Here is a 19,849-nt window from a genome sequence, read left to right on the forward strand (position 1 = left end):
ACACGGGTGGTGTCCTCCGATCAGCTGCGTGACCTGCTTGCCGATACCGGCGCGACGGTCCGGGATTCGGTGCTTTTGTCCGAATTGACGACCCTGCGGGTCGGCGGGCTCGCGCTGCTCGCCGAATGCGCGACCACCGAGGACCTGGTGGCCACGGTGAAGGCCCTGGACGCGGCCGATATCGCGGTCCTGCTGGTGGCGGGCGGGTCGAACCTGCTCATCGACGACGCGGGCTTCGACGGAGTGGCCGTCCGGGTCGGCACGACCGGTGTCGAGCTGGGGCCCGACGGAGTGGTGGCCGAGGCGGGTGCGAACTGGGACGAGGTCGTCGCGGCGACCGTCGCGGCCGGACTGGGCGGGCTGGAATGCCTGTCCGGGATTCCCGGTTCGGCCGGTGCGACGCCGGTGCAGAACGTCGGCGCCTACGGGGTCGAGGTCGCGTCGCTGTTGCGCCGGGTGCGTCTGCTCGATCGCAAGGCCGGGGACGTGCGCTGGGCCGAGCCCGCCGAACTCGGCTTCGGTTACCGGACCAGTGTGCTCAAGCACAGCGATGACGCCGTGGTCCTCGCCGTCGAATTCGCGCTGGATCCGAGCGGGATGAGCGCGCCGTTGCGCTACGGCGAACTCGCGAAGGCGCTCGGCGCGGGCGACGGCGAGACCAGGCCCGTGGAGCAGGTGCGCGCGCAAGTACTCCGTCTGCGCGCGGGCAAGGGCATGGTCCTCGACCCGGCCGATCACGACACTTGGAGCGCCGGTTCGTTCTTCACCAACCCGGTCGTCACTGAGGAGCAGCTGCCCCGGGTACTGGCCGCGATCGCCACGCACGTCGGCGACGATGTCAAGGTGCCCACCTATCCCGCACCCGATGGCACCAAACTCTCGGCGGGCTGGCTCATCGAACGAGCCGGTTTCGCGAAGGGCTTCCCCGGCGAAGCCGCCGCCGCGCGCCTGTCGACCAAGCACGCCCTCGCCCTGACCAATCGCGGCACCGCGACGGCATCCGACATCGTCGCCCTGGCCCGCACGGTCCGCGCGGGCGTGCAGGAGCGCTTCGGCGTGACCTTGGAACCCGAACCGGTCACGGTCGGTCTCACCCTGTAGAACGCGCTTACTGCGAGCGCGGGCCTGGACGACGGCTCGCCATGGCGCGGTAACCGTCAGCCATTGACGGTCGGCACCGGCTGGTCGCCGACAGCCGCACGTCGAAGTCGGGCGCATCGCGTTGGGATCCCGAACAACATCTCCACCTCTTACGCCTGCCCGCACCTCAACCACGTAACGTGTCCTGCCATGGCACGCAGACTGGACTACTCCGCTCGCTACCCCCTGCACACCACCGAAGAGCTGTACGCAGCCCTCCAGAGCAGGGACTACTGGGAAGCCCGCGTCGCCGAAATGCGCAAGTACGCCCCCAGCAACGAAGTGGTCAGCCTCGACGTCACCGACGACGGCATCGACGTGGTCCTGCACCACACCCTGCCCCGCGAGATGCTCCCCGATATCGCCCAGACCGTCATGCGCAAAGACATGGTGATCACCCGCAAGGAGAGCTGGGGCCCCTTCGCCCACGACGAGACCGAGGGCAAGTTCTCCGCCTCGATCCCCGCAGGCCCCGGCAGCCTCACCGGCACCATCCGCCTGTTCCCCACCGAAACCGGCGCCACCATGCGCTTCTCCCCCACCGCCAAGGTCTTCATCCCCATGGTCGGCCCGCGCCTGGAGCAGTTGATGCTGGTGAACCTGGTCGACCTGTTCCGCGCCGAGCAGGAAGAAACCCTGCGCTACCTGGACAACCAGACCGCCGACAAGTCGGTCTGACAACCCCGGTGAGCCGCAAAGCCCTCCCTCCGGTCGGCACCATCACCCGCGGCACCACCGGCGTCAACCGTCTACGCCGCAGCGATCGCTGGCTCGTCAACGACGAACTCGTCAGCAAGACCCTGCGGGAATCCCCCACCCCCTTGGTTGTCGACCTCGGCTACGGCGCCGCCCCGTGGACCACCTTCGAGCTGGCCGCCCGCTTGCGGACAGTCCGTCCCGACCTCGATGTGGTCGGCCTCGAGATCGACCCGGCCCGCGTCGTCGAACCCCGCGACGGCGTCCGCTTCGCCCGTGGCGGCTTCGAACTGGCGGGCCTGCGACCGACCCTCGTCCGCGCGTTCAACGTCTTGCGCCAATACCCCGAGGGCGCGGTCCCCGACGCGTGGGCGCGAATCCAGTCCAATCTGGCCCCCGACGGCCTCCTCGTCGACGGCACCTGCGACGAGCTCGGCCGCCGCTGCGCCTGGGTGCTCCTCGACCGCCACCGCCCCCTCTCCCTGACCCTGGCCTGGGATCCCTTCACCGTAGACCGCCCCTCCGACATCGCCGAGCGCCTGCCGAAAGCGTTGATCCACCGCAACATTCCCGGTGAACGTATCCACGCTCTCCTCATCGCGGCAGACCAAGCCTGGGAGCGTTGCGCGGCCATGGCACCGTACGGCCCGCGCATCCGCTGGCGAGCAGCCGCGCAGATGTTGCGCGCCAACGGCTTCCCGCTACAGACCTATCGCCGACGAATGCGCGACTGCGTGCTGTCGGTCCCCTGGGACGTAGTCGCCCCGTCAGACCCGGCTTAACGCCCGCCGCACCCGCGCCGACGCTCGCGGCGCCAATTGCTGCCCACCCCACCAGATCTCGTCGGTATCGCACCGGTGGATCGCCACCGCGTCAGCCACCACCTCGTCCAATGCCGACTGCGAGATCTCGGTCTCGGCCAGGTCGAGGACCGTCCGCACCGGCGTCGTCACCAGAAACGGCCCAGCCGACTCCACATCCGCCGCGCGGAGCTTGCGCCTGGTCAGCACCAGTCGCGGCGTCACGGGCGGGCGACCCGCCGACACCGAAAGATGCAGAAACCGCGGCTGCAATCGGCCGAGCCCGTGCAGTTCCGCCGCACTCTGATACGACGCCGCCGCGGCACCGTCGAACCACGCCGCCCACATCGCGTACTCGTCCAGCGGCCCCACCCGCCACTGCCCCAGCCGCATCATCCCGACCCCGGCCCTGGTCACCGACCCGTCTCCCAGGGCCGCCCTGACCTGCGATTCGCAGCCGGTGCGCAGCACCTGACGCGTGGTGAAGAAGCCCGCATGCCGCCCGGCGAGGCGCCGCAGCACCCGCCACCGATGATCCGCTGTCCCCGCCACCCGGCGCACGCCCTCGCCAGTCATGCATCCCAGGCTACGCCCGGTCGCGTGTGCCAGGTCACATTTTGCTGTGAAGGCTTTCACCACGTCCTCAGAGCAGACACAGAAAGATCGGGAAGAATCCGATGCCATGACCACGCAAAAGCCCCCACGCCCCAGAATCGGTCGGCGCCCGCTGGTGATCGCGTTGGCCGTGGTCGCCGTCCTTCTCGTCGCGGCCATCGGCGGCACCGAAGCCTATGCCCGGCACAAGGTCTCACGCTGCATCAGCAGCGCGTTCGAGCAGCAGATGGGCTCGGGCATCGACGTGGGCTTCGGTCTGCGACCGATCCTGCTGTCCTATGTGGACGGCAAGGTCGGCTCGGTCACCGTCGACAGCGAGGACAACAAGTTCGGCCCCGCTGTCGGGATGGTGGTGCACGCGAAATTCAACGACATCGAACTCGTCGACCGCGGTCGCGGCGGCGGCACCATCGACAGCTCGACCGCCGACGTGACCTGGAACAACGACGGCATCCGCGAGACGCTCGGCACCATGGTGAGCGGCGTGAGCTCCTCGGCGAGCACCGGCGTGCTGACTCTCGATGTGCTCGGCGGCCTCGCCCAGCTGGAGGTGCAGCCGCTGGTCCGCGACGGCAACGTCACGGTGGACACCAAGTCGGCGCAGTTTCTCGGCATCGGCCTGCCCACCGACCTCGTGCAGGGCATCGTCGAAACCTTCACCCAGAGCCTGCAGAGCTACCCGCTCGGCCTGCGCGCCCAGGAGGTGAAGGTCACCGATGACGGTGTGACAGTGCACCTTTCCGGCGGCAAGACCTCGCTGGACGCCGCCCCCTCCGGCCAGCAGACCGAGTTCACCTGCTGATCGTCTACTCAGGAAAGCCGTCGAGCACCGCGGCGGATTTCGACAACCCGAGCCGGGTAGCACCGGCCTCGATCATCGCGGCGGCGTCCTCGGCGGTGCGGATCCCCCCACTGGCCTTCACCCCGAGTCGCCCGCCGACGGTCTCGGCCATCAACCGCACCGCGTGCACGCTCGCACCGCCCGCCGGATGAAAGCCGGTGGAGGTCTTCACGAAATCGGCACCGGCCTGCTCGGCCGCCCGGCACGCGCCGACGATCGCCTCGTCGGTGAGTGCGGCCGATTCGATGATCACCTTGAGCACGGCCCGATCCAGGGTCGCCTCGCGTGCGGTGATGATGTCGGCGAGCACGGCATTGAAATCACCGGCCAGCGCCGCTCCCACGTCGATCACCATGTCGACCTCGGCGGCGCCCTGCTCCACGGCCAGCCGCGCCTCGGCACCCTTCACCAGCGAGTGGTGCTTGCCGGACGGGAAGCCCGCGACAGTGGCCACCACCAGCCCCGGCGCGCGCACCGGCAGCATCGACGGGGAGATGCAGATCGCGTAGACCCCGAGCTTGCGGGCATCCGCGATCAGCGCGTCGACCTCGGCCGGGGTGGCTTCCGGGGCGAGCAGGGTGTGGTCGATCATGTCGGCCACGGCGGCCCGGGTCAGCGGCGCGGAAGTCATTTCCCGAGCATGGCACATCCGCGGCCGCCTCCGGCAGAGAGGGCGTCGACGTATCCGCCGCACATCATTGCGCTCTTCTACCCAAATCCTGGAGACTTAAGCCTGTGCTGATCCGTCGCGAGACCCCAGCGGACGCCGCGGCGATCGCCGCGATCCACCGCGCCGCTTTCGCCCCGCACTACGCGGACGATCCGGCCGTCACCGAACCACCCGAACCCGCCCTCGTCGAGACGCTACGCACCGACGAGTCGTGGATGCCGACCCTGTCGCTGGTCGCGCTCGAATACGACACGGTCGTGGGGCATATCTGTCTCACCAGAGCAGGTATCGGCCCGTTCCCCGTGCTCGCGCTCGGCCCGCTCGGCGTAGACCCGGAGCATCAGAAGTCCGGCGTCGGCTCGGCGCTGGTCCATGCCGCTCTCGGTGCCGCCGACGCCCTCGACGAATCGGTCGTCGGCCTGGTCGGCGACCCCGACTACTACGCCCGCTTCGGTTTCGTCCCCGGCCCGCGCCTGGGCATCGTGCCCGACGAAGCCGAATGGGCGGCGTACTTCCAGGTCCGCCCGCTCACGGCCTACGACTCCGCCGTCACCGGCGAATTCCGTTATCCCGCACCGTTTTACGACCTGTAGATCACTCGAAGACGACCGTGCGCCGACCGTGCACGAGCACCCGGCCTTCGAGGTGCCAGCGCAGCCCGCGCGCGAGCACGACCCGCTCGATGTCACGTCCTTGGCGCACCATGTCGCGCACATCATCGGCGTGATCGACCCGGATCACGTCCTGCTCGATGATGGGCCCCGCGTCCAGCTCGGCGGTGACGTAGTGACAGGTCGCCCCGATCAGCTTCACCCCGCGCGCGTAGGCCTGGTGATAGGGCCGCGCGCCGACGAACGAGGGCAGGAAGCTGTGGTGGATATTGATCGCGCGCCCAGCCCAGTGCTCGCACAGGTCCGCCGGGAGCACCTGCATGAAGCGGGCCAGCACCACCGCGTGTGGATCGTGGGAGTCGACGAGTTCGCGCACCTGCTCGAAGGCCGGACCGCGCTCGGCCGGATCCTTCGGGAACGGCACGTAGTGGAACTTCACCCCGTGCGCCTCGGTCATGCCCGCGAGGTCGGGATGGTTGCCGATCACGGCCTCGATGGTCGCGGGCAGCTCACCGGCCTGCGCGCGGCCGAGCAGGTCGTGCAAGCAGTGCCCGTCCTTACTGACCAGCAGCACCGCCCGCCGCGGCGCACCGGAATCGTGTAGCTGCCAGTCGGTCTCGGGACCGAACTCGGCGGCCACCTCGGCGAAGCGCTCCCGCAGCTCGTCGATCGAGAACGGCACCGTCGAGGCCTTCACGGCCTGCCGGGTGAAGAACCAGCCGATGTCACCGTCGGAGTGGTACCCGGCCTCCACGATCGAGCCGCCGAATTCGGCGATGAACGAGGAGATCCGGGCGATGATGCCCGGCCGGTCCGGGCACCCGAGGCTCAGCACGAACCGGCGGTCGTCCGAGGTCACAGCGGTAGAACTCATCCGCCGATTCTCGCAGGCGGTCAGGCCGAGGCGCGCACGGGCTCACGGACGGCGGCGAGTACCTCGGCCACTTCGGCATTGAACAGGTCATAGCGTTCGACATTGCCGAGGTGCCCGGTCGGCAGCACCTTGAACCCGGCGAGCGTGCCCGCTTCCCGCAGCAGCGCGGCCAGGCGCTCGGCGTGCAGCGCCGGGGTCATGTCGTCGCGGTCGCCCGCGAGCACGGTGGTCGGCACCGAGAAGTTCTTCGCGTCATCGCCGAGGTGCAGCGCCGCGAGCAAGTTCCCGTAGCGCGCACGCGTCATCATCGGGCAGCCACGGACCACCGACAGCCCGTAGTCCAGCTTCTCGCGCGAGGTGTCGAGGGTCATCACCTGACGGGCGAAGATCCAGCGCACCGGCTTGATCGGCGGGAAGACCACCGGGGTGCCCAGGATCATCTTGCCGAGCCAGTCCGGCGTCGGCATCGCGCGCCCACGCAGCAGCCGCAGCGGCTTGTTCAGGCCGGGGACCATGGTCGACACCTCGACCAGCGAGTGCGCGCCGGTATTGGTGAGGATCACCGCGGCGGCCTGTTCGGCGACGCGCTCGGGGTAGCGGCCCGCCCAGGCGATGAGCGTCATCCCGCCCATGCTGTGTCCGGCCAGTACCGCGCGCTGACCCGGCAGCAGGACGGCGTCGAGCACGTCGCACAGGTCGTCGGCGAGCAGATTCGTGCTCGGGCGGGCGTAGCCGTTGGTGCTCTCGCCGTGGCCGCGCTGGTCGTAGGCGACCACGCGGTACTCGCCGGCGAAGGCGTTGATCTGGGCGTTCCAGTATTCGAGCGAGCAGGTCCAGCCGTGGGCGAACACGATGACGGGCGCGTCGACCGGGCCGTAGGCGTGCACTCGCAGGCGTGCTCCGTCGGCGGTGATCACCGGGATCACGTCATGCGGCATCCGCGGCGGATCGAAGGCCGCGATTCCGTGCGACCGGGTCCGCAGGTCGGCCCGGTGGGCCGCGAGGGTGGTCTTGACCACGGTGGACGCCTGATCGACCAGGTTCACCAGAGCCGTCGGCAACTTTGCGCGCATCAGCACACTCCTTTGTGTTACTGATAGATACAGTAACACCGTGTACCACTCACCCGCGAGCCCTCCGGATGGCCGTTACCAGCGCGGGCCGCGCTGCACCTCGTCGACCTTCGGGCGCACGTCGGCCAGGTACACACCGGTCGCGATGATCGCGATGAACGACAGCATCCCCAGCCCACCGATGCCGATCAGCAAGAACACCAGCGCACCGCCGAGAATCGCCAGCCAGATCGGCTTGGTCATCTTGTCGACGGCGGTGAACGCATCCGAACGCTGGCGCACAGCGTGAATGAGCGCGAACACCGTCGCGCCGAAGGCGCCGATCCACAGGACCAGCAGAATCAGCGAGGTCATCCCATTCACCATGTTCACATCCCCATCATACGAACAGCGGCCCCGTACACGCTCGGTGTACGGGGCCGCTGTCAGCGGTGATGCCCGAAGGGGCTTAGACCTTCTTGGGCGCGACCTTCTTGGCCGGAGCGGCCTTCTTGGCGGCCGGAGCCTTCTTCGCGACGGGAGCCTTGGCCGGAGCCGGCTCCTCGGTGGTGACGGCGACGACCTCGGCCTCGACAACAGCCTCGACCTTGTCGGCCACAGCCTCAGCCTCGGCCTTGCTGCGGTTGCCCAGCAGGTCGTTGACCTTGGTCAGGGCGTCCTCGGCGCGAGCGGAGGCATCCTTGTACAGGGTCTCGACGCGACCGATCTGCTCGTCGACGGCCTGGTTGGCACGCAGCCGGTCGACGGTCTCCTCACCGCGAACGGCGAGATCGGCGTAGATGTCGAGCGCCTGGCGGTAGTACTGCTCGGCCAGCTTGCGCAGCTCTTCGGGGGTGAACTTCTCGCGCAGCTCGGCGAGATCCTCCGGCAGCTCCGAGGGCAGGCCGGAGATGCGGTCACGCAGGGTGTCGAACTGAGCAGCCACGTCGGCGGGCACGTTCGCGATGCGCTCGCGGGCCTCTTCGACGCGGGCCTTGGCATCGGTGGCGACAACGCGGCCACGGACGTCGGCGACAACGTCGTTCACGGCGGCGTAGATGGCGTCACCGGCACCGACGGTGGCGAACAGCGGCTTGGTCACAGTGGCGGTCTTCTCGGTCATCAGTCTTCATTCTCCTGGTGTGGCGGAGTGTCAGTTGTCGTGAACGAAACGTCACTGTCTCGTTCGATCCCCCCTGAGCCGGCTTCTTCCCCGTTTTCCCGGCGAAACGACTCATAGATTTCCAGCAACACCTGTTTCTGCCGCTCGGACACCGAAGTGTCGGCCAGCAGGGCGTCACGGACCGGGCTGTGCGGACGCTGTTCCAGAAAACCTGCCCGCACATACAACACCTCCGAGGAAACCCGCAGTGCCTTGGCGATCTGCGCGAGTACTTCGGCGGAGGGATTACGTAATCCGCGTTCGATTTGGCTCAGGTACGGATTACTTACCCCCGCCAGAGCGGCGAGCTGACGCAGGGACACCTGCGCACCTTCGCGCTGTGCCCTGATGAAACCTCCGATATCTTGAGCCGCGTGCGCTACACGACTCTCGGGTTGGTCTGTCATCGCTCACCTTCTGGCGTTGTAAGGCCAATACTAGAACAGGGTGCTAACTATTGCAAGCACTACAGTTAGCACTCGGTCGGCTAACCATCACTCAGTGGAACAGCAGCTGCGAGATCGTGTAGATGGCCAGGCCGGCGAGCGAGCCGACGACCGTGCCGTTGATCCTGATGAACTGCAAATCCCGGCCGACCTGCAACTCGATCTTCCGGCTCGCCTCGTCAGCATCCCAGCGCGCGACCGTGTCGGTCACCAGTGTCGTGATCTCCGCGGAGTAGTTACCGACCAGATAGCGAGCACCGCGGTCGATCCACCCGTCCACTTTGCCACGCATCGCCGGATCGTCACGCAGACGCTCGCCGAGCTGCTGCACATTCTCGGCCACCTTCCGGCGCAACGTGGAATCGGGATCGTCGGCCGACTCCAAGATCAACCGCTTCGCCGCGCGCCAGGTGGCCTCGGCCATTCCGGTAATCTGCTCGCGGCCCATGATCTCGGCCTTTACCTTCTCCGCCTTGGCGATCATCGCGTCGTCGTGTTGCAGGTCCTCGGCGAAATCCTGCAGAAAGCGATCGGCGGCCCGGCGCAATTCATGATCGGGATCGGAGCGCACCTTCCAGGTGAACTCTACGAGTTCCCGATAGATTCGCTCGGAAAGCAAGGTATTGACGAATTTCGGCGCCCATTGCGGCGCATCGCGCACCACGATCCGGTCGATCGTGTCCTGGGAGCCCAGCGCCCACTGATGCGCGCGCTCGGCCAGCAGATCGATCAGCGGCCGCTGCCGGTTGTCGGCGATCATCTCCGAGAGCACCCGGCCCAGCGGCGGCCCCCACAGCGGTTCGGCGATCCGCTTGACGATGGTGTTGTCGATGATCTGCTCGACGTCCTCGTCGCGCAGGGTGTTGACCACCGCGGTCAGGATCGTCGCACTCTCCTGCGCCACCCGGGCCGCGTGCGCCGGATCGGCCATCCACCGACCCACGCGCAGCGAGATCTGCGCCGAGTCCAGGCGCGCCGAGACCACGTCGGGAGCGAGGAAGTTGGTGCCGACGAAGGCGCCGAGGCTCTCGCCGAGCTGGTCCTTCTTCTTACGGATGATCGCGGTGTGCGGGATCGGCAGACCCAACGGGTGCTTGAACAGCGCGGTGACCGCGAACCAATCGGCCAGTGCGCCGACCATGCCCGCCTCCGAGGCCGCGCGAACATAGCCAACCCACTCGCCACCGCCGCCACGCGATTCGAGCCAGCGGCACAGCAGGTAGATCACGCTGGCCGCCACCAGGAAACTGGTCGCCAGGGCCTTCATCTTGAACAGGTCGCGTTTTTTGCCCGCCTCGTCGGTCATCACCGCGAAGCCGGCGGGCTGTGCGGCGGGCTCGGTGCGCGGCGTGAGAACCGCCGTGTTGCCGGGAGATTTCTCCATAGCCACCATTCTGCTGTGCGCGCGGCGAGTGCGCCGCCGTCAACCCCGCGTGGCGTCTCCCACGACACGGCGAACCGCACGGTTTGTCGTACGCGCGCGTAAGCACCGGAGTGTGGTAAATGCCGCAACGTGGGCCAAAGGAGCGCCGCCCCACACCGGCGCGCCTAAGCTGTTGGCTAGAGACGCCAACATCGACCACAAGGGGGCTGTCCTGTCCACCGAAGACCTTGTCGAGATCGGCGAGCAGTCGAGCCGAGCCAGTGTGCGCGGTGGCGGCCAAGCCGACGGCCGCAAACGTCGGTGGCGCCAGCACAAGATCGACCGCCGCGAGGAACTGGTCGACGGCACCCTCAACGCCATCCGCGCACGGGGCAGCCAGGCTGGCATGGACGAGATCGCCACCGAGATCGGCGTGTCCAAGACCGTGCTGTACCGCTACTTCGCGGACAAGAGCGACCTGGTCCACGCCACTATGCAGCGCTTCATCGAAACCACCCTGCTGCCCCGGGTGTACGGCGCGATCAGCCTCGACGCCGACGAATACCAACTCGTGCGCGCCGCGATGACCGAATACGTGGGCACCGTCGACGACGACCCCGAGGTCTACCAGTTCATCATGGGAAATTCCGCGGGCGACAAGTCCTCCCTCGCGGAATTCGAGCGCTTGTTCGCCGAGGTGGTCACCACGGTGCTGGTCGACCGGGCGGGCAGCAAGGGCATGCGCACCGACGGCGCGCTGCTGTGGTCGTACATGCTGGTCGGCGGCATCCAGCTGGCCACGCACTGGTGGACAACCACCGACAAGGCCATGCCACGCCAGGACGTCATCGACTACCTCACGATGATGGCCTGGAGCGCGATCGAGGGCATCGCCAGGGCGGGCGGCTCCACCCAGATCTTCACCACACAGCCACATCCCCTTCCCGATATCCCGACACAGGATCTCTGACCAGCTTTTTCTCGCGTTCGAGGGAGCCGGGCTCGACAATGCCGCGCGGTTGGCTACGCTGAACCGAGTGGGGCGCTGTGGCTTGCGTCACCAGGGGTGGTCGTGTGACGCTGCGCGTCTGCGCCGCTGCGCACGTCGGCACCAACGGAGGTACCTCGATGGCGAAAAACGTGCCGACTTCCCGGCTTGCCCGTGGAACAAAACTGGGGGCGGTCGCGGCGGGTTCGGTCATCCGCTCGAAGAAGACCAGGCTATCGATGCGCGGCCGCTCGGAGGCGGTGCGCGCGCGGATGGCCGAGGAGTCGATGATCCGCACCACCGAACAGGTGGTCATGGTGCTGGGCACCATGAAGGGCGTCGCTATGAAACTGGGCCAGATGATGTCGGTGCTGGATCTGGATCTGGTGCCCGAGAACCATCGTGAGCGGTTCCAGCAGCGCCTCGCCGTGCTGCGCAACGCGGCACCGACGGTGTCGTTCGAGTCCATGCGCGCGGTGATCGAGCAGGATTTCGGCGCCCCGCTGGCGGAGATCTTCGCCGAGTTCGATCCTGAGCCGATCGCCGCCGCCTCGATCGGCCAGGTGTACCGCGCCACCCTGCACGACGGCCGTGCCGTCGCGGTGAAGGTCCAGTACCCCGGTGTCGACGCCGCGGTGCGCGCGGATCTGAAGAACCTCACCATGTTTCGCCGGGTGCTGGCCTCGGCGATGCCGTGGATCACCCCCGCGGTGCTCGACGAGCTGAAACTGAACATGGAGAGCGAGCTCGACTACCAGGCCGAAGCCGCCACGCAGTCCGAGATCGCGCACCTGTATCGCGAGCACCCGTTCATCGTGGTGCCGGCCTCGGTGCCCGAGCTGTCGACCACCCGTGTGTTGGTCAGCGAGTTCATCGACGGCGACGGCTTCGACGAGATCCGGAAAATGCCCGCTGCGCTTCGCGATCGGGTCGGCGAGATCATCTACCGGTTCTATGTCGGCTCGCTGTTCAGCTTCAACGAGTTCTGTGGCGACCCGCATCCGGGCAATGTGCTGCTCGCTCGTGACGGCCGGGTCGCCTTCCTCGACTTCGGGCTGTTCAACCGGATGGACCCCAAGCTGGTCGGCTTCGAAATCGAGTGCCTGCGCGCGGCCGCCGAGGATCGCGCCGAAGACCTGCGGCAGTTGATGATCGATCGCGGCGTGATCGATTCGCCGGAGGAGATCGGCGCCGAGGAATGCCTCGAATACGTGCTCGCCGCCTCGGAATGGTGTCTGGTCGACGAGGAACTCACCATCACCCCCGAACTGGCCAGCGGCGCTTTCCTGCTCGCCGTCGACCCGAGGGCCAGCGAGTTCACCGGCATGAAGCAGCAGAACCTGCCGCCCGAACACCTGTTCTCCCGCCGCGCCGACTTCCTCACCTTCGGCATGCTCGGCCAGCTCGACAGCACCAACAACTGGCATTCGATCGCCAGGGAATGGCTCTACGGCGACCAGCCGGTCACCGAACTCGGTCTGGCCCACCGCGATTGGCTCAGCACCCACCCACCCAAACCGGTGAAGAAGACCCGCGCCCGCAAGGCGAGCGCAGCAGCCACCAAGCCCTGATCATCTCTTCTCGAAAGGCGCGCAATGCCGCAGCACCGTGAGTTCGACCTGATCCTGTTCGGCGCAACGGGTTTCGTCGGCAAACTCACCGCCGAATACCTGCTCACCGCGGCCCCGGCCGACGCCAAGATCGCCCTGGCCGGTCGCTCGGCGGGCAAGCTCGCCGCCACCCGCGCCGAGCTGGGCCCGGCTGCCGTGAATTGGGAACTCGTCGTCGCCGATTCCAGTGATCCGGCATCGCTGGCGGCCATGGCCGAGCGCACCAAAGTCGTGGTCACCACGGTCGGCCCGTACCTGCGCTACGGCATGCCGCTGCTGGGCGCGTGCGCCGCGGCGGGCACCCACTACGCCGATCTCACGGGCGAGCCGCTGTTCATCCACGACGCCATCGAGAAGTTCGAGCAGACCGCGGTCGACTCGGGCGCCAAGATCGTGAATTCCTGTGGCTACGACTCGATTCCGTCGGATCTGAGCGTGTACGAGATCTACCGCGCCACCATCGCCGACGACACCGGCGAGCTCGAGGACACCACCCTGGTCGCCTATCTCAAGGGCGGCATGAGCGGCGGCACCATCGATTCCGGGCGCGCCATGATGGAAGACATCGCGGCCGATTCCACGCGCGGCAAGATCCTGGCCCACCCGTATTCGCTGAGCCCGGATCGCAGCATGGAACCCGATGTCGGCCGCCAGTCCGATCAGGCGCTGGCCCGCGCCGACAGCATCGACGCCAGCCTGGACGGCTGGGTCACCACGTTCGTGATGGCCTCGCACAACACCAAGGTCGTGCGCCGCACCAACGGCCTGCTCGGCTGGGCCTACGGCAAGCAGTTCCGCTACCGCGAGGTGATGAACGCGGGCACCTCGGCCGCCGCGCCGCTGGTCGCCGCGGGTATCGCGGGCGGCATCGTGGCCGGCATGGCCTCGGGCGCAGTGCTTTCGAGGGTTTCGCTCGGCCGCAAGCTGCTCGACCGGATCCTGCCCAAGCCCGGCACCGGCCCCGACGAGAAGGCCCGCCGCAGTGGCTGGTTCACCATGAAAACCTTCGCCCGCACCAGCTCGGGCGCCAAGTACCAGGCCACCTTCTCCGGCACCGGCGATCCCGGCTACCAGGCCACCGCGGTACTGCTCGGCCAGAGCGGACTGAGCCTGGCCTTCGACACGCTGCCCGAGCGCGCCGGCGTGCTCACCCCCGCTTCCGCGATGGGCGAGGCGCTCACCGCGCGGCTGCGCGAGGCGGGCATGACCATCGAGGTAGCACGGCAGTGAATCTCGCCCGCAAGACGATGAACGCCCCGGCGCTGGCGGCGGTATACGAGCACGCGTGGCGACCCACGCTGTTCTACCTCGCCAGCGGCCGGACCACCGGCACCGACCGCCGCGACGCGGTCGACACCCTGCGCCTGAGCGGCCCCATGAAGGTGCTCGATGTGGCATGCGGCCCAGGGAATTTCACCCGCTACCTCAGCGAGTACCTGACCAAGGGCGGCTTCGTCACGGGCCTGGACTACTCGGCGCCGATGCTGGCCAAAGCCGCCACCGACAACGCGAGCGCGCGGGTCGGCTACGTCCGCGGCGACGCCCGCACGCTTCCGTTCCCCGACGGAACCTTCGACGCCGTCTGCTGTTTCGGCGCCCTCTACCTGATCCCCGACCCGCTGGTCGCTACCCGCGAGATGATCCGCGTCCTCGCCCCCGGCGGCCGCATCGCGATCAGCACCAGCTACGTCGAGGACAACCTCTTCGGCTCGGCGACCAGCCTGGCCGCCAGCGCGGGCGGCCTACGCCTGTTCGACCGCGACACCTTCCCGAAGCTGTTCGCCCGGGCGGGCCTGACAGAAATAGACCAGCGCGTCCGCCGTTTCATGCAATACGTGGACGCCACTCGCCCACTCTAAGCGGTGTAGCAAATTTGCTACACTCGTAGCATGGCCGCCGTTCCTGCACGTGACCTGCGCAATCACACTGCCGAGGTGCTGCGGCGCGTCGAGGCGGGGGAGGAAATCGAGATCTTGCGGGACAACCGACCCGTGGCGAAACTGATTCCCTTCCCCTCTCGCCGACAGTGGATCCCCGCGACAGAGATTATCGGCGAACTGGTCCACCTCGGCCCGGACACCACAGGGTTGCGTGCCGAACTCCGTGAAACCCTGTCCGACACGACAGATGACCTCCGTTGGTGAGCGAATCGCAGCGGGCGCTGGCCGACACCTCGATCTTCATCGGGCTGGAGGCGCAGCGGTTCGACCGAGCTGCGGTCGCGAACTATGAGTGGGGTGTCTCCGTGGTGACCTTGGGAGAACTGCGGCTAGGTGTGCTGCACGCCAAAGAGCCCGAGTCTGCCTCACGGCGACTGTCGACCTACCAACTCGCACAACGATTCACCCCGATCGGCATCGACGAAAGGGTCGCGGAGTCGTGGGCCTTGCTGGTTTCGAGGCTGCGGGCCGCGGGCCGGAAGGTTCCGATCAACAACAGCTGGATAGCGGCCACCGCGATCACCCATGGCATCCCGATCGTGACCCAGGGCGGCGACTACGACTCGATGCCAGGTTTGCAGGTCATCAAGCTCTGACCCCGTATCGCGCCCACCGTCAGCGCCGCCCTGACCGTTCGCCGGGCAGACCGGCGACGAACGCCTGCCTTGCGGCTGACGACGCCACCGGGGCTCACAAGGGGGAATGCTGTGCGCCGACGGCGGCGGCGGACAAGGGGGCCCGCCCGGTCTGAGCCTGGTACCCGGCTAGACCAGGCTCAGCCAGTAGTCCTGGAACTTCAGGAACACCAGCAGCAGCACCACCGCGTAGAACACCACGACCAGGGTCCAGCGCCATTCGGCGAGGATCCCCATCGCACCACGCGAGCGACCCCACAACTCCTGGGTGATCACCGCGAACAGCACCGGCACCGCCGCCCACACCACCATGCAGTACGGGCACAGCGCGTTGATCCGGTACAGGCTCTGGAAGATCAGCCAGCACAACCCGGCGACACCGAGGACGGTTCCGAGCCACAGCCCGCCCCAGATCCAGCGCGGGAACCCGACGCCGACCACCGACAGGACGCCGAGGGTCACCACCACCGAGAACCCGACGACGCCGATCAGCGGGTTGGGAAAGCCGAAGACCGCGGCCTGGTCGGTCTTCATGATCGACCCACACGACAGCACCGAGTTGATGCTGCACGAGGTGACGTAATTCGGGTCGACGAACAGCTTGAACCGTTCGACGGTGAGCGTGAACGACGCCAGCCAGCCCGCCAGCCCGGCGATCAGCAGCAGCCAGGCCGAGCGGGCGGGGGCGGTGATCACTTGGCCGCGTCAGCGATCACGGAGGCCAGGCCGTTCTCGGTGAAGATCGCGTCGGACTGGTTCAGCTGGCCGTTGATGTACACCGACGGCGTCGACTTCACGCCACTCTGCAGCGTGGTCTGGGTGACCTGCTGGATGTAGTCGTTGTACGGCTTGTCGGTGATGCACGTCGCCACGGCCGGATCGGTGTACCCGGCGCCGACGGCGATCTCGATGAGCTCGTCGTTGCTCAGGCCGGCGCCACCCTCGGCGGGCTGCTTGTCGAACATGGTCTGCAGCCAGCTCTGGTACTTGGTCGTATCGGACTTCGCCACGCAGAACGACGCGTTCGCCGCGCGCGAGGAGTACTGGTTGGTCGAGGCCTTGTCGAGGAAGGAGATGATCTGGTACTCGACGGAGGCGGTGCCGTCGGCGGCGGCCTTGGCCAGCGCCTCACCGTTGGCGGTCTCGAACTGCTTGCAGGCCGGGCACTGCAGGTCAGCGACCACGCGCACCTTGACCTTCGCATCGGGGTTGCCGATCACGACTGTGCCGGTCTCGGTGACCGCCCCGCCCGTCGCGGGCAGCTGCGCCGCCGAAATCGTCGTCGACTCCTCGTCGGAATCGGACTTGTTCACCGCGATACCGATGCCGATGGCCGCCACCAGCGCGACCAGCACCGCAGCGACACCGACCTGGATCGCGATCTTGCGCTTCTTGTCGGCCGCCTCAGCCGCTGCCAGCGGATTCTTGCCCGAGGGCCTCTTGCCCGTGCTCACCGTCGTCACACGCCTTTCGCTCGTTGGCTCCCCACCTCCGAATATCATGCGGGCCGAACCTGAGAGTTTCCGCAAAGCTGGGATTCAGGACTCGTCGAGTCGTTTCAACTGCTCGGCGATATCGAAGTCGGCGGGCGGCCAGTCGAGTTCCAACCTGGCCAGCGCGGCGATCAGCAACTCGGTGACCGCGAGGCGCGCGTACCACTTGTGGTCCGACGGCAGCACGTGCCATGGCGCGTAATCGGTGTTGGTGCGTTCGAGAACGGCCTGGTAGGCCTTCTGATACTCGGGCCAGTAAGCGCGTTCGGTGATGTCGGAGGGGTTGAATTTCCAGTATTTGTCCGGCCGCTCGAGACGTTCGCGCAGCCGCCGCTTCTGCTCGTCGAGTGAGACGAACATGGCGACCTTCACGATGGTGGTGCCCGCGTCGGCGACCTCCTTCTCGAAGGCGTTGATCTGGTCGTAGCGCTGCTCCCACTCCGCCTGCGGCACGAGATCGTGCACCCGCACCACCAGCACGTCCTCGTAGTGGGAGCGGTCGAAGACACCGATCTGACCGTGCGCGGGCAGCTTGTTGCGGATGCGCCACAGGAAGTCGTGCTGCTTCTCCAGTTCGGTCGGCACGCCGAAGGACGCGTGATCGACGCCCTGCGGGTCGACCGAACCGATGACGTGGCGCACGATGCCGCCCTTACCCGCGGTATCCATGCCCTGCAAGATCAGCAGCACGCTGTGCTGTCCGCCGGTGCGACCGTGCGCGAACAGCTTCTCCTGCAAAACCGACAGCACCGTGGCCCGTTCGGCGAGCAGTTCCTTGCCCAGACGCTTGTCGCCGGTGAAACCCGGTGTGCTCGAGGTGTCGAGATCGGCGACGCGCTGACCGTCGGCGCGCAGTGCGATATCGGCCGTTTCGGTCCAGTGTTTCGCCATTTCCCATGCCTACCACTAGTGGGTGGGTTTACCGGGCAAGCTCGACGCAATCGTTGCCTGCCAGCACTGCACGCCCGCCGGGTCGGCGATGTCGGCGCTGTGGACATACACGGGATCTCGGCCCGCGCCGCGCTGGGCGCGGTAGTCGGCGAGCAGGCGGAACGCGATGGCGCCGAGCGGGATGATCGCGGCCAGATTGACCAGCGCCATCACGCCCATGAACACATCGGCCAGGTTCCAGATCAGGCTCACCGAGCCGAGCGCGCCACCGAAGACGGCCACCAGCACCAGGATTCGGAACGCGGTGAGTACCTGTGGACGACTGGTGATGAATTCGATATTGGCGCGACCGTAGTAGAAGTTGCCGATCATCGAGCTGAACGCGAGCAGGAACACCACCGCGGTGAGCACGTGCCCGGCCCAGGTGCCCAGCGAGGCCTGCAGCGCGCTCTGGGTGAGGTCGGCGCTGCGCCGCTCGGACAGGTCCGGGTCGGAGGTGAGAATGATGAACGCGGTGATCGAGCAGATCAGCAGGGTATCGAAGTAGACGCCGAGCGACTGGACCAAACCCTGCTTCACCGGATGCGAGACATCCGCTGCCGCAGCGGCATTGGGCGAGGACCCGAGTCCGGCCTCATTGGAGAACATGCCGCGCCGGATACCTTGCGCGAGCGCGGTACCGATCCCGCCCCCGACCACCTCGCGCAGCCCGAACGCCCCGCCGACGATATCGGCGAGCACCCGCGGCAGGTCGGTGAGGTTGAGCGCCACCACGGCGATGCCGAGCAGCAGATACACGATCGCCATCACCGGAACCAGCACCTCGGTGATATGGCTGATCCGGCGCACCCCGCCGAAGATCACCACCCCGAGCAGCGTGATCAGGCACAGTCCGATCAGCGGGGCGAACCAGTCACCATCGAGCGCCGACAGCGACGCCCGCCCGGTCGCCACGATGGTGTTGGACTGCACCGCGTTGAACACGAACCCGAAGGTCACCGTGATGATCACCGCGAAGGCCATCCCCTGCCATCGCCGGCGCAAGCCGTACTCCATGTAGTAGGCCGGGCCGCCGCGAAAAGTCCCCGGTTCCGTCTCCCGCCGCTTGTAGAGCTGGGCTAGCGTCGATTCCACGAACGCCGACGCGGCTCCGACCGTGGCCATCGCCCACATCCAGAACACCGCCCCCGGCCCACCGACACTGATCGCGGTCGCGACCCCCGCGATATTGCCGGTCCCCACCCGCGCCGCCGCGGAGATACTGAAGGCCCCGAACGCCGACACCGACTTCTTCCCGTCGGCCGCCGTCGGCCCCTTCTCCGCGACCACCCGGAACATCTCGGGCAACATCCGCAGCTGCACCACCCCACTGCGCACGGTGAAGTACAGCCCAGCCACGATGACCAGCGGAATCAGCAGCCAGTTCCAGAACACATCATTGACATCGACGATCACCGAGTTCAAGGTGTCCATCCGGCGAACGCTACCGCCGCCGCACGCCACGACCGGTCAGGCGGCGACCGATGTTGCCGGTTCGATCACCGATCTTTCGAATGCTCTTGCCGGAGCATCCGGATCAGCTTGTGGAGGTGCGCAGGTTCTTGGATGCAACCCCGGACACCGCCGAAGTGACCATCCTGCGTTCAGCAGCGGGCGAGGTGGTGGCTTTACCTGCTGAGGTTTTCGAGGGGCTCCGCTTGGTCGCGCTCGCATTGTCCGAAGGGAAGGCGGTCACGGTCGCGCCGCTGCACACCACGCTGACAACCCAGGAAGCCGCCGAGCTCCTCGGGATGAGCAGACCCACATTCGTCAAGCTCTTGAACTCGGGCAGCATTCCGTTCACCCGACCAGGCCGACACCGTCGCGTCCGCCTCGCGGACGTGCTGTCCTTTCGCGAGCACCGGCGTACCGAACGTGCCGCTGGATTATCAGAACTGACCAGGATCTCCGAGGATCTGGATCTCTACAACGACACCCCTGCGGAGCCGTTGAAACGAGAGGACTGATGCAGCGAGTCTTACT

The 19,849-nt window shown here is 67.2% G+C and carries 24 protein-coding genes; 12 read left to right on the plus strand and 12 right to left on the minus strand.

Translation table 11 applies throughout. The features are described 5' to 3' along the window. Positions 1 to 6 precede the first annotated feature (6 nt). The 3 genes from ACFXKN_RS13790 to ACFXKN_RS13800 all read left to right on the plus strand — a co-directional run bounded on the left by ACFXKN_RS13790 (position 7) and on the right by ACFXKN_RS13800 (position 2,618). Positions 7 to 1,101: a UDP-N-acetylmuramate dehydrogenase gene (locus ACFXKN_RS13790; RefSeq protein WP_379433128.1), complete on the plus strand. Its 1,095-nt coding sequence runs from the start codon at positions 7 to 9 to the stop codon at positions 1,099 to 1,101. A 189-nt stretch (positions 1,102 to 1,290) separates the two neighbouring features. Beyond that, positions 1,291 to 1,818 (plus strand): DUF2505 domain-containing protein, encoded by a 528-nt coding sequence (locus tag ACFXKN_RS13795; protein WP_378941456.1) that lies wholly within the window; start codon positions 1,291 to 1,293, stop codon positions 1,816 to 1,818. An 8-nt stretch (positions 1,819 to 1,826) separates the two neighbouring features. Further along, positions 1,827 to 2,618, plus strand: a complete 792-nt coding sequence (locus tag ACFXKN_RS13800) for a class I SAM-dependent methyltransferase (RefSeq protein ID WP_378941461.1) — start codon at positions 1,827 to 1,829, stop codon at positions 2,616 to 2,618. Here the strand turns inward: ACFXKN_RS13800 and ACFXKN_RS13805 are convergent. Next, positions 2,604 to 3,212, minus strand: coding sequence for a hypothetical protein (locus ACFXKN_RS13805; RefSeq protein ID WP_378941465.1), 609 nt, complete (start codon positions 3,210 to 3,212; stop codon positions 2,604 to 2,606). The two genes, ACFXKN_RS13800 and ACFXKN_RS13805, sit on opposite strands and share 15 nt — an antisense overlap. Positions 3,213 to 3,318: 106 nt before the next feature. Here ACFXKN_RS13805 and ACFXKN_RS13810 point away from each other — a divergent pair, with 106 nt between their 5' ends. Continuing rightward, complete coding sequence (locus ACFXKN_RS13810) at positions 3,319 to 4,053, plus strand: DUF2993 domain-containing protein (protein ID WP_378941469.1); 735 nt, start codon at positions 3,319 to 3,321, stop codon at positions 4,051 to 4,053. A 4-nt stretch (positions 4,054 to 4,057) separates the two neighbouring features. On the opposite strand, the gene deoC is transcribed toward ACFXKN_RS13810, so the two are convergent. Then, positions 4,058 to 4,723 carry a deoxyribose-phosphate aldolase gene (gene deoC / locus ACFXKN_RS13815; protein ID WP_378941474.1) on the minus strand — a complete coding sequence of 222 codons (666 nt, stop codon included), beginning with the start codon at positions 4,721 to 4,723 and terminating at the stop codon, positions 4,058 to 4,060. A gap of 104 nt (positions 4,724 to 4,827) precedes the next feature. On the opposite strand from deoC, the gene ACFXKN_RS13820 reads away from it, so the two are divergent. Further along, on the plus strand, positions 4,828 to 5,355 hold the full coding sequence (locus ACFXKN_RS13820) for a GNAT family N-acetyltransferase (protein ID WP_378941483.1): 528 nt from the start codon (positions 4,828 to 4,830) through the stop codon (positions 5,353 to 5,355). A 1-nt stretch (position 5,356) separates the two neighbouring features. Here ACFXKN_RS13820 and purU read toward each other — a convergent pair whose 3' ends face one another. From purU to ACFXKN_RS13850, 6 genes are all read right to left on the minus strand, one after another. Next, entirely contained in the window at positions 5,357 to 6,247 is an 891-nt protein-coding gene (gene purU, locus ACFXKN_RS13825; protein ID WP_378941492.1) for a formyltetrahydrofolate deformylase, read from the minus strand. A 20-nt stretch (positions 6,248 to 6,267) separates the two neighbouring features. Continuing rightward, on the minus strand, positions 6,268 to 7,320 hold the full coding sequence (locus ACFXKN_RS13830) for an alpha/beta fold hydrolase (RefSeq protein ID WP_378941499.1): 1,053 nt from the start codon (positions 7,318 to 7,320) through the stop codon (positions 6,268 to 6,270). A gap of 75 nt (positions 7,321 to 7,395) precedes the next feature. Then, the gene (locus ACFXKN_RS13835) at positions 7,396 to 7,686 is read right to left on the minus strand and encodes a DUF2516 family protein (RefSeq protein WP_378943187.1); all 291 of its coding nucleotides are present in this window, start codon (positions 7,684 to 7,686) and stop codon (positions 7,396 to 7,398) included. Between the two features lie 82 nt (positions 7,687 to 7,768). Next, entirely contained in the window at positions 7,769 to 8,422 is a 654-nt protein-coding gene (locus ACFXKN_RS13840) for a heparin-binding hemagglutinin (protein ID WP_378941506.1), read from the minus strand. Next, positions 8,422 to 8,868: a helix-turn-helix domain-containing protein gene (locus tag ACFXKN_RS13845; RefSeq protein WP_378916325.1), complete on the minus strand. Its 447-nt coding sequence runs from the start codon at positions 8,866 to 8,868 to the stop codon at positions 8,422 to 8,424. The genes ACFXKN_RS13840 and ACFXKN_RS13845 overlap by 1 nt, the downstream gene beginning before the upstream one ends. Positions 8,869 to 8,959: 91 nt before the next feature. Continuing rightward, complete coding sequence (locus ACFXKN_RS13850; protein ID WP_378941515.1) at positions 8,960 to 10,291, minus strand: DUF445 domain-containing protein; 1,332 nt, start codon at positions 10,289 to 10,291, stop codon at positions 8,960 to 8,962. A 262-nt stretch (positions 10,292 to 10,553) separates the two neighbouring features. Here ACFXKN_RS13850 and ACFXKN_RS13855 point away from each other — a divergent pair, with 262 nt between their 5' ends. The 6 genes from ACFXKN_RS13855 to ACFXKN_RS13880 all read left to right on the plus strand — a co-directional run bounded on the left by ACFXKN_RS13855 (position 10,554) and on the right by ACFXKN_RS13880 (position 15,404). Beyond that, on the plus strand, positions 10,554 to 11,240 hold the full coding sequence (locus ACFXKN_RS13855) for a TetR/AcrR family transcriptional regulator (protein WP_378943190.1): 687 nt from the start codon (positions 10,554 to 10,556) through the stop codon (positions 11,238 to 11,240). Positions 11,241 to 11,398: 158 nt separating this feature from the next. Then, on the plus strand, positions 11,399 to 12,829 hold the full coding sequence (locus tag ACFXKN_RS13860; protein ID WP_378941518.1) for an ABC1 kinase family protein: 1,431 nt from the start codon (positions 11,399 to 11,401) through the stop codon (positions 12,827 to 12,829). 24 nt (positions 12,830 to 12,853) lie between these two features. Continuing rightward, complete coding sequence (locus ACFXKN_RS13865; protein ID WP_378941523.1) at positions 12,854 to 14,098, plus strand: saccharopine dehydrogenase family protein; 1,245 nt, start codon at positions 12,854 to 12,856, stop codon at positions 14,096 to 14,098. Continuing rightward, positions 14,095 to 14,727 carry a class I SAM-dependent methyltransferase gene (locus tag ACFXKN_RS13870; protein ID WP_378941527.1) on the plus strand — a complete coding sequence of 211 codons (633 nt, stop codon included), beginning with the start codon at positions 14,095 to 14,097 and terminating at the stop codon, positions 14,725 to 14,727. The genes ACFXKN_RS13865 and ACFXKN_RS13870 overlap by 4 nt, the downstream gene beginning before the upstream one ends. A gap of 30 nt (positions 14,728 to 14,757) precedes the next feature. Next, complete coding sequence (locus ACFXKN_RS13875) at positions 14,758 to 15,012, plus strand: type II toxin-antitoxin system Phd/YefM family antitoxin (RefSeq protein WP_378941534.1); 255 nt, start codon at positions 14,758 to 14,760, stop codon at positions 15,010 to 15,012. Next, on the plus strand, positions 15,009 to 15,404 hold the full coding sequence (locus tag ACFXKN_RS13880; RefSeq protein WP_378941538.1) for a type II toxin-antitoxin system VapC family toxin: 396 nt from the start codon (positions 15,009 to 15,011) through the stop codon (positions 15,402 to 15,404). The genes ACFXKN_RS13875 and ACFXKN_RS13880 overlap by 4 nt, the downstream gene beginning before the upstream one ends. A 168-nt stretch (positions 15,405 to 15,572) precedes the next feature. Here the strand turns inward: ACFXKN_RS13880 and ACFXKN_RS13885 are convergent, their stop codons facing one another. The 4 genes from ACFXKN_RS13885 to ACFXKN_RS13900 form a co-directional block, all read right to left on the minus strand. Continuing rightward, positions 15,573 to 16,139, minus strand: a complete 567-nt coding sequence (locus tag ACFXKN_RS13885; protein WP_378941542.1) for a vitamin K epoxide reductase family protein — start codon at positions 16,137 to 16,139, stop codon at positions 15,573 to 15,575. After that, complete coding sequence (locus ACFXKN_RS13890) at positions 16,136 to 16,897, minus strand: DsbA family protein (protein WP_378941548.1); 762 nt, start codon at positions 16,895 to 16,897, stop codon at positions 16,136 to 16,138. Before ACFXKN_RS13890 ends, ACFXKN_RS13885 begins: the two co-directional genes overlap by 4 nt. A gap of 84 nt (positions 16,898 to 16,981) precedes the next feature. Beyond that, on the minus strand, positions 16,982 to 17,827 hold the full coding sequence (locus ACFXKN_RS13895; RefSeq protein ID WP_378941555.1) for a PPK2 family polyphosphate kinase: 846 nt from the start codon (positions 17,825 to 17,827) through the stop codon (positions 16,982 to 16,984). 15 nt (positions 17,828 to 17,842) lie between these two features. Then, positions 17,843 to 19,300: an alanine/glycine:cation symporter family protein gene (locus tag ACFXKN_RS13900; RefSeq protein WP_378941563.1), complete on the minus strand. Its 1,458-nt coding sequence runs from the start codon at positions 19,298 to 19,300 to the stop codon at positions 17,843 to 17,845. Between the two features lie 128 nt (positions 19,301 to 19,428). On the opposite strand from ACFXKN_RS13900, the gene ACFXKN_RS13905 reads away from it, so the two are divergent. Then, positions 19,429 to 19,833, plus strand: a complete 405-nt coding sequence (locus tag ACFXKN_RS13905) for an excisionase family DNA-binding protein (RefSeq protein ID WP_378941569.1) — start codon at positions 19,429 to 19,431, stop codon at positions 19,831 to 19,833. The last annotated feature ends 16 nt before the right edge of the window (positions 19,834 to 19,849 follow it).

Origin of the sequence: Nocardia sp. NPDC059195, assembly GCF_042754695.1 — a bacterium.
In the GTDB taxonomy this organism is placed as follows: domain Bacteria; phylum Actinomycetota; class Actinomycetes; order Mycobacteriales; family Mycobacteriaceae; genus Nocardia.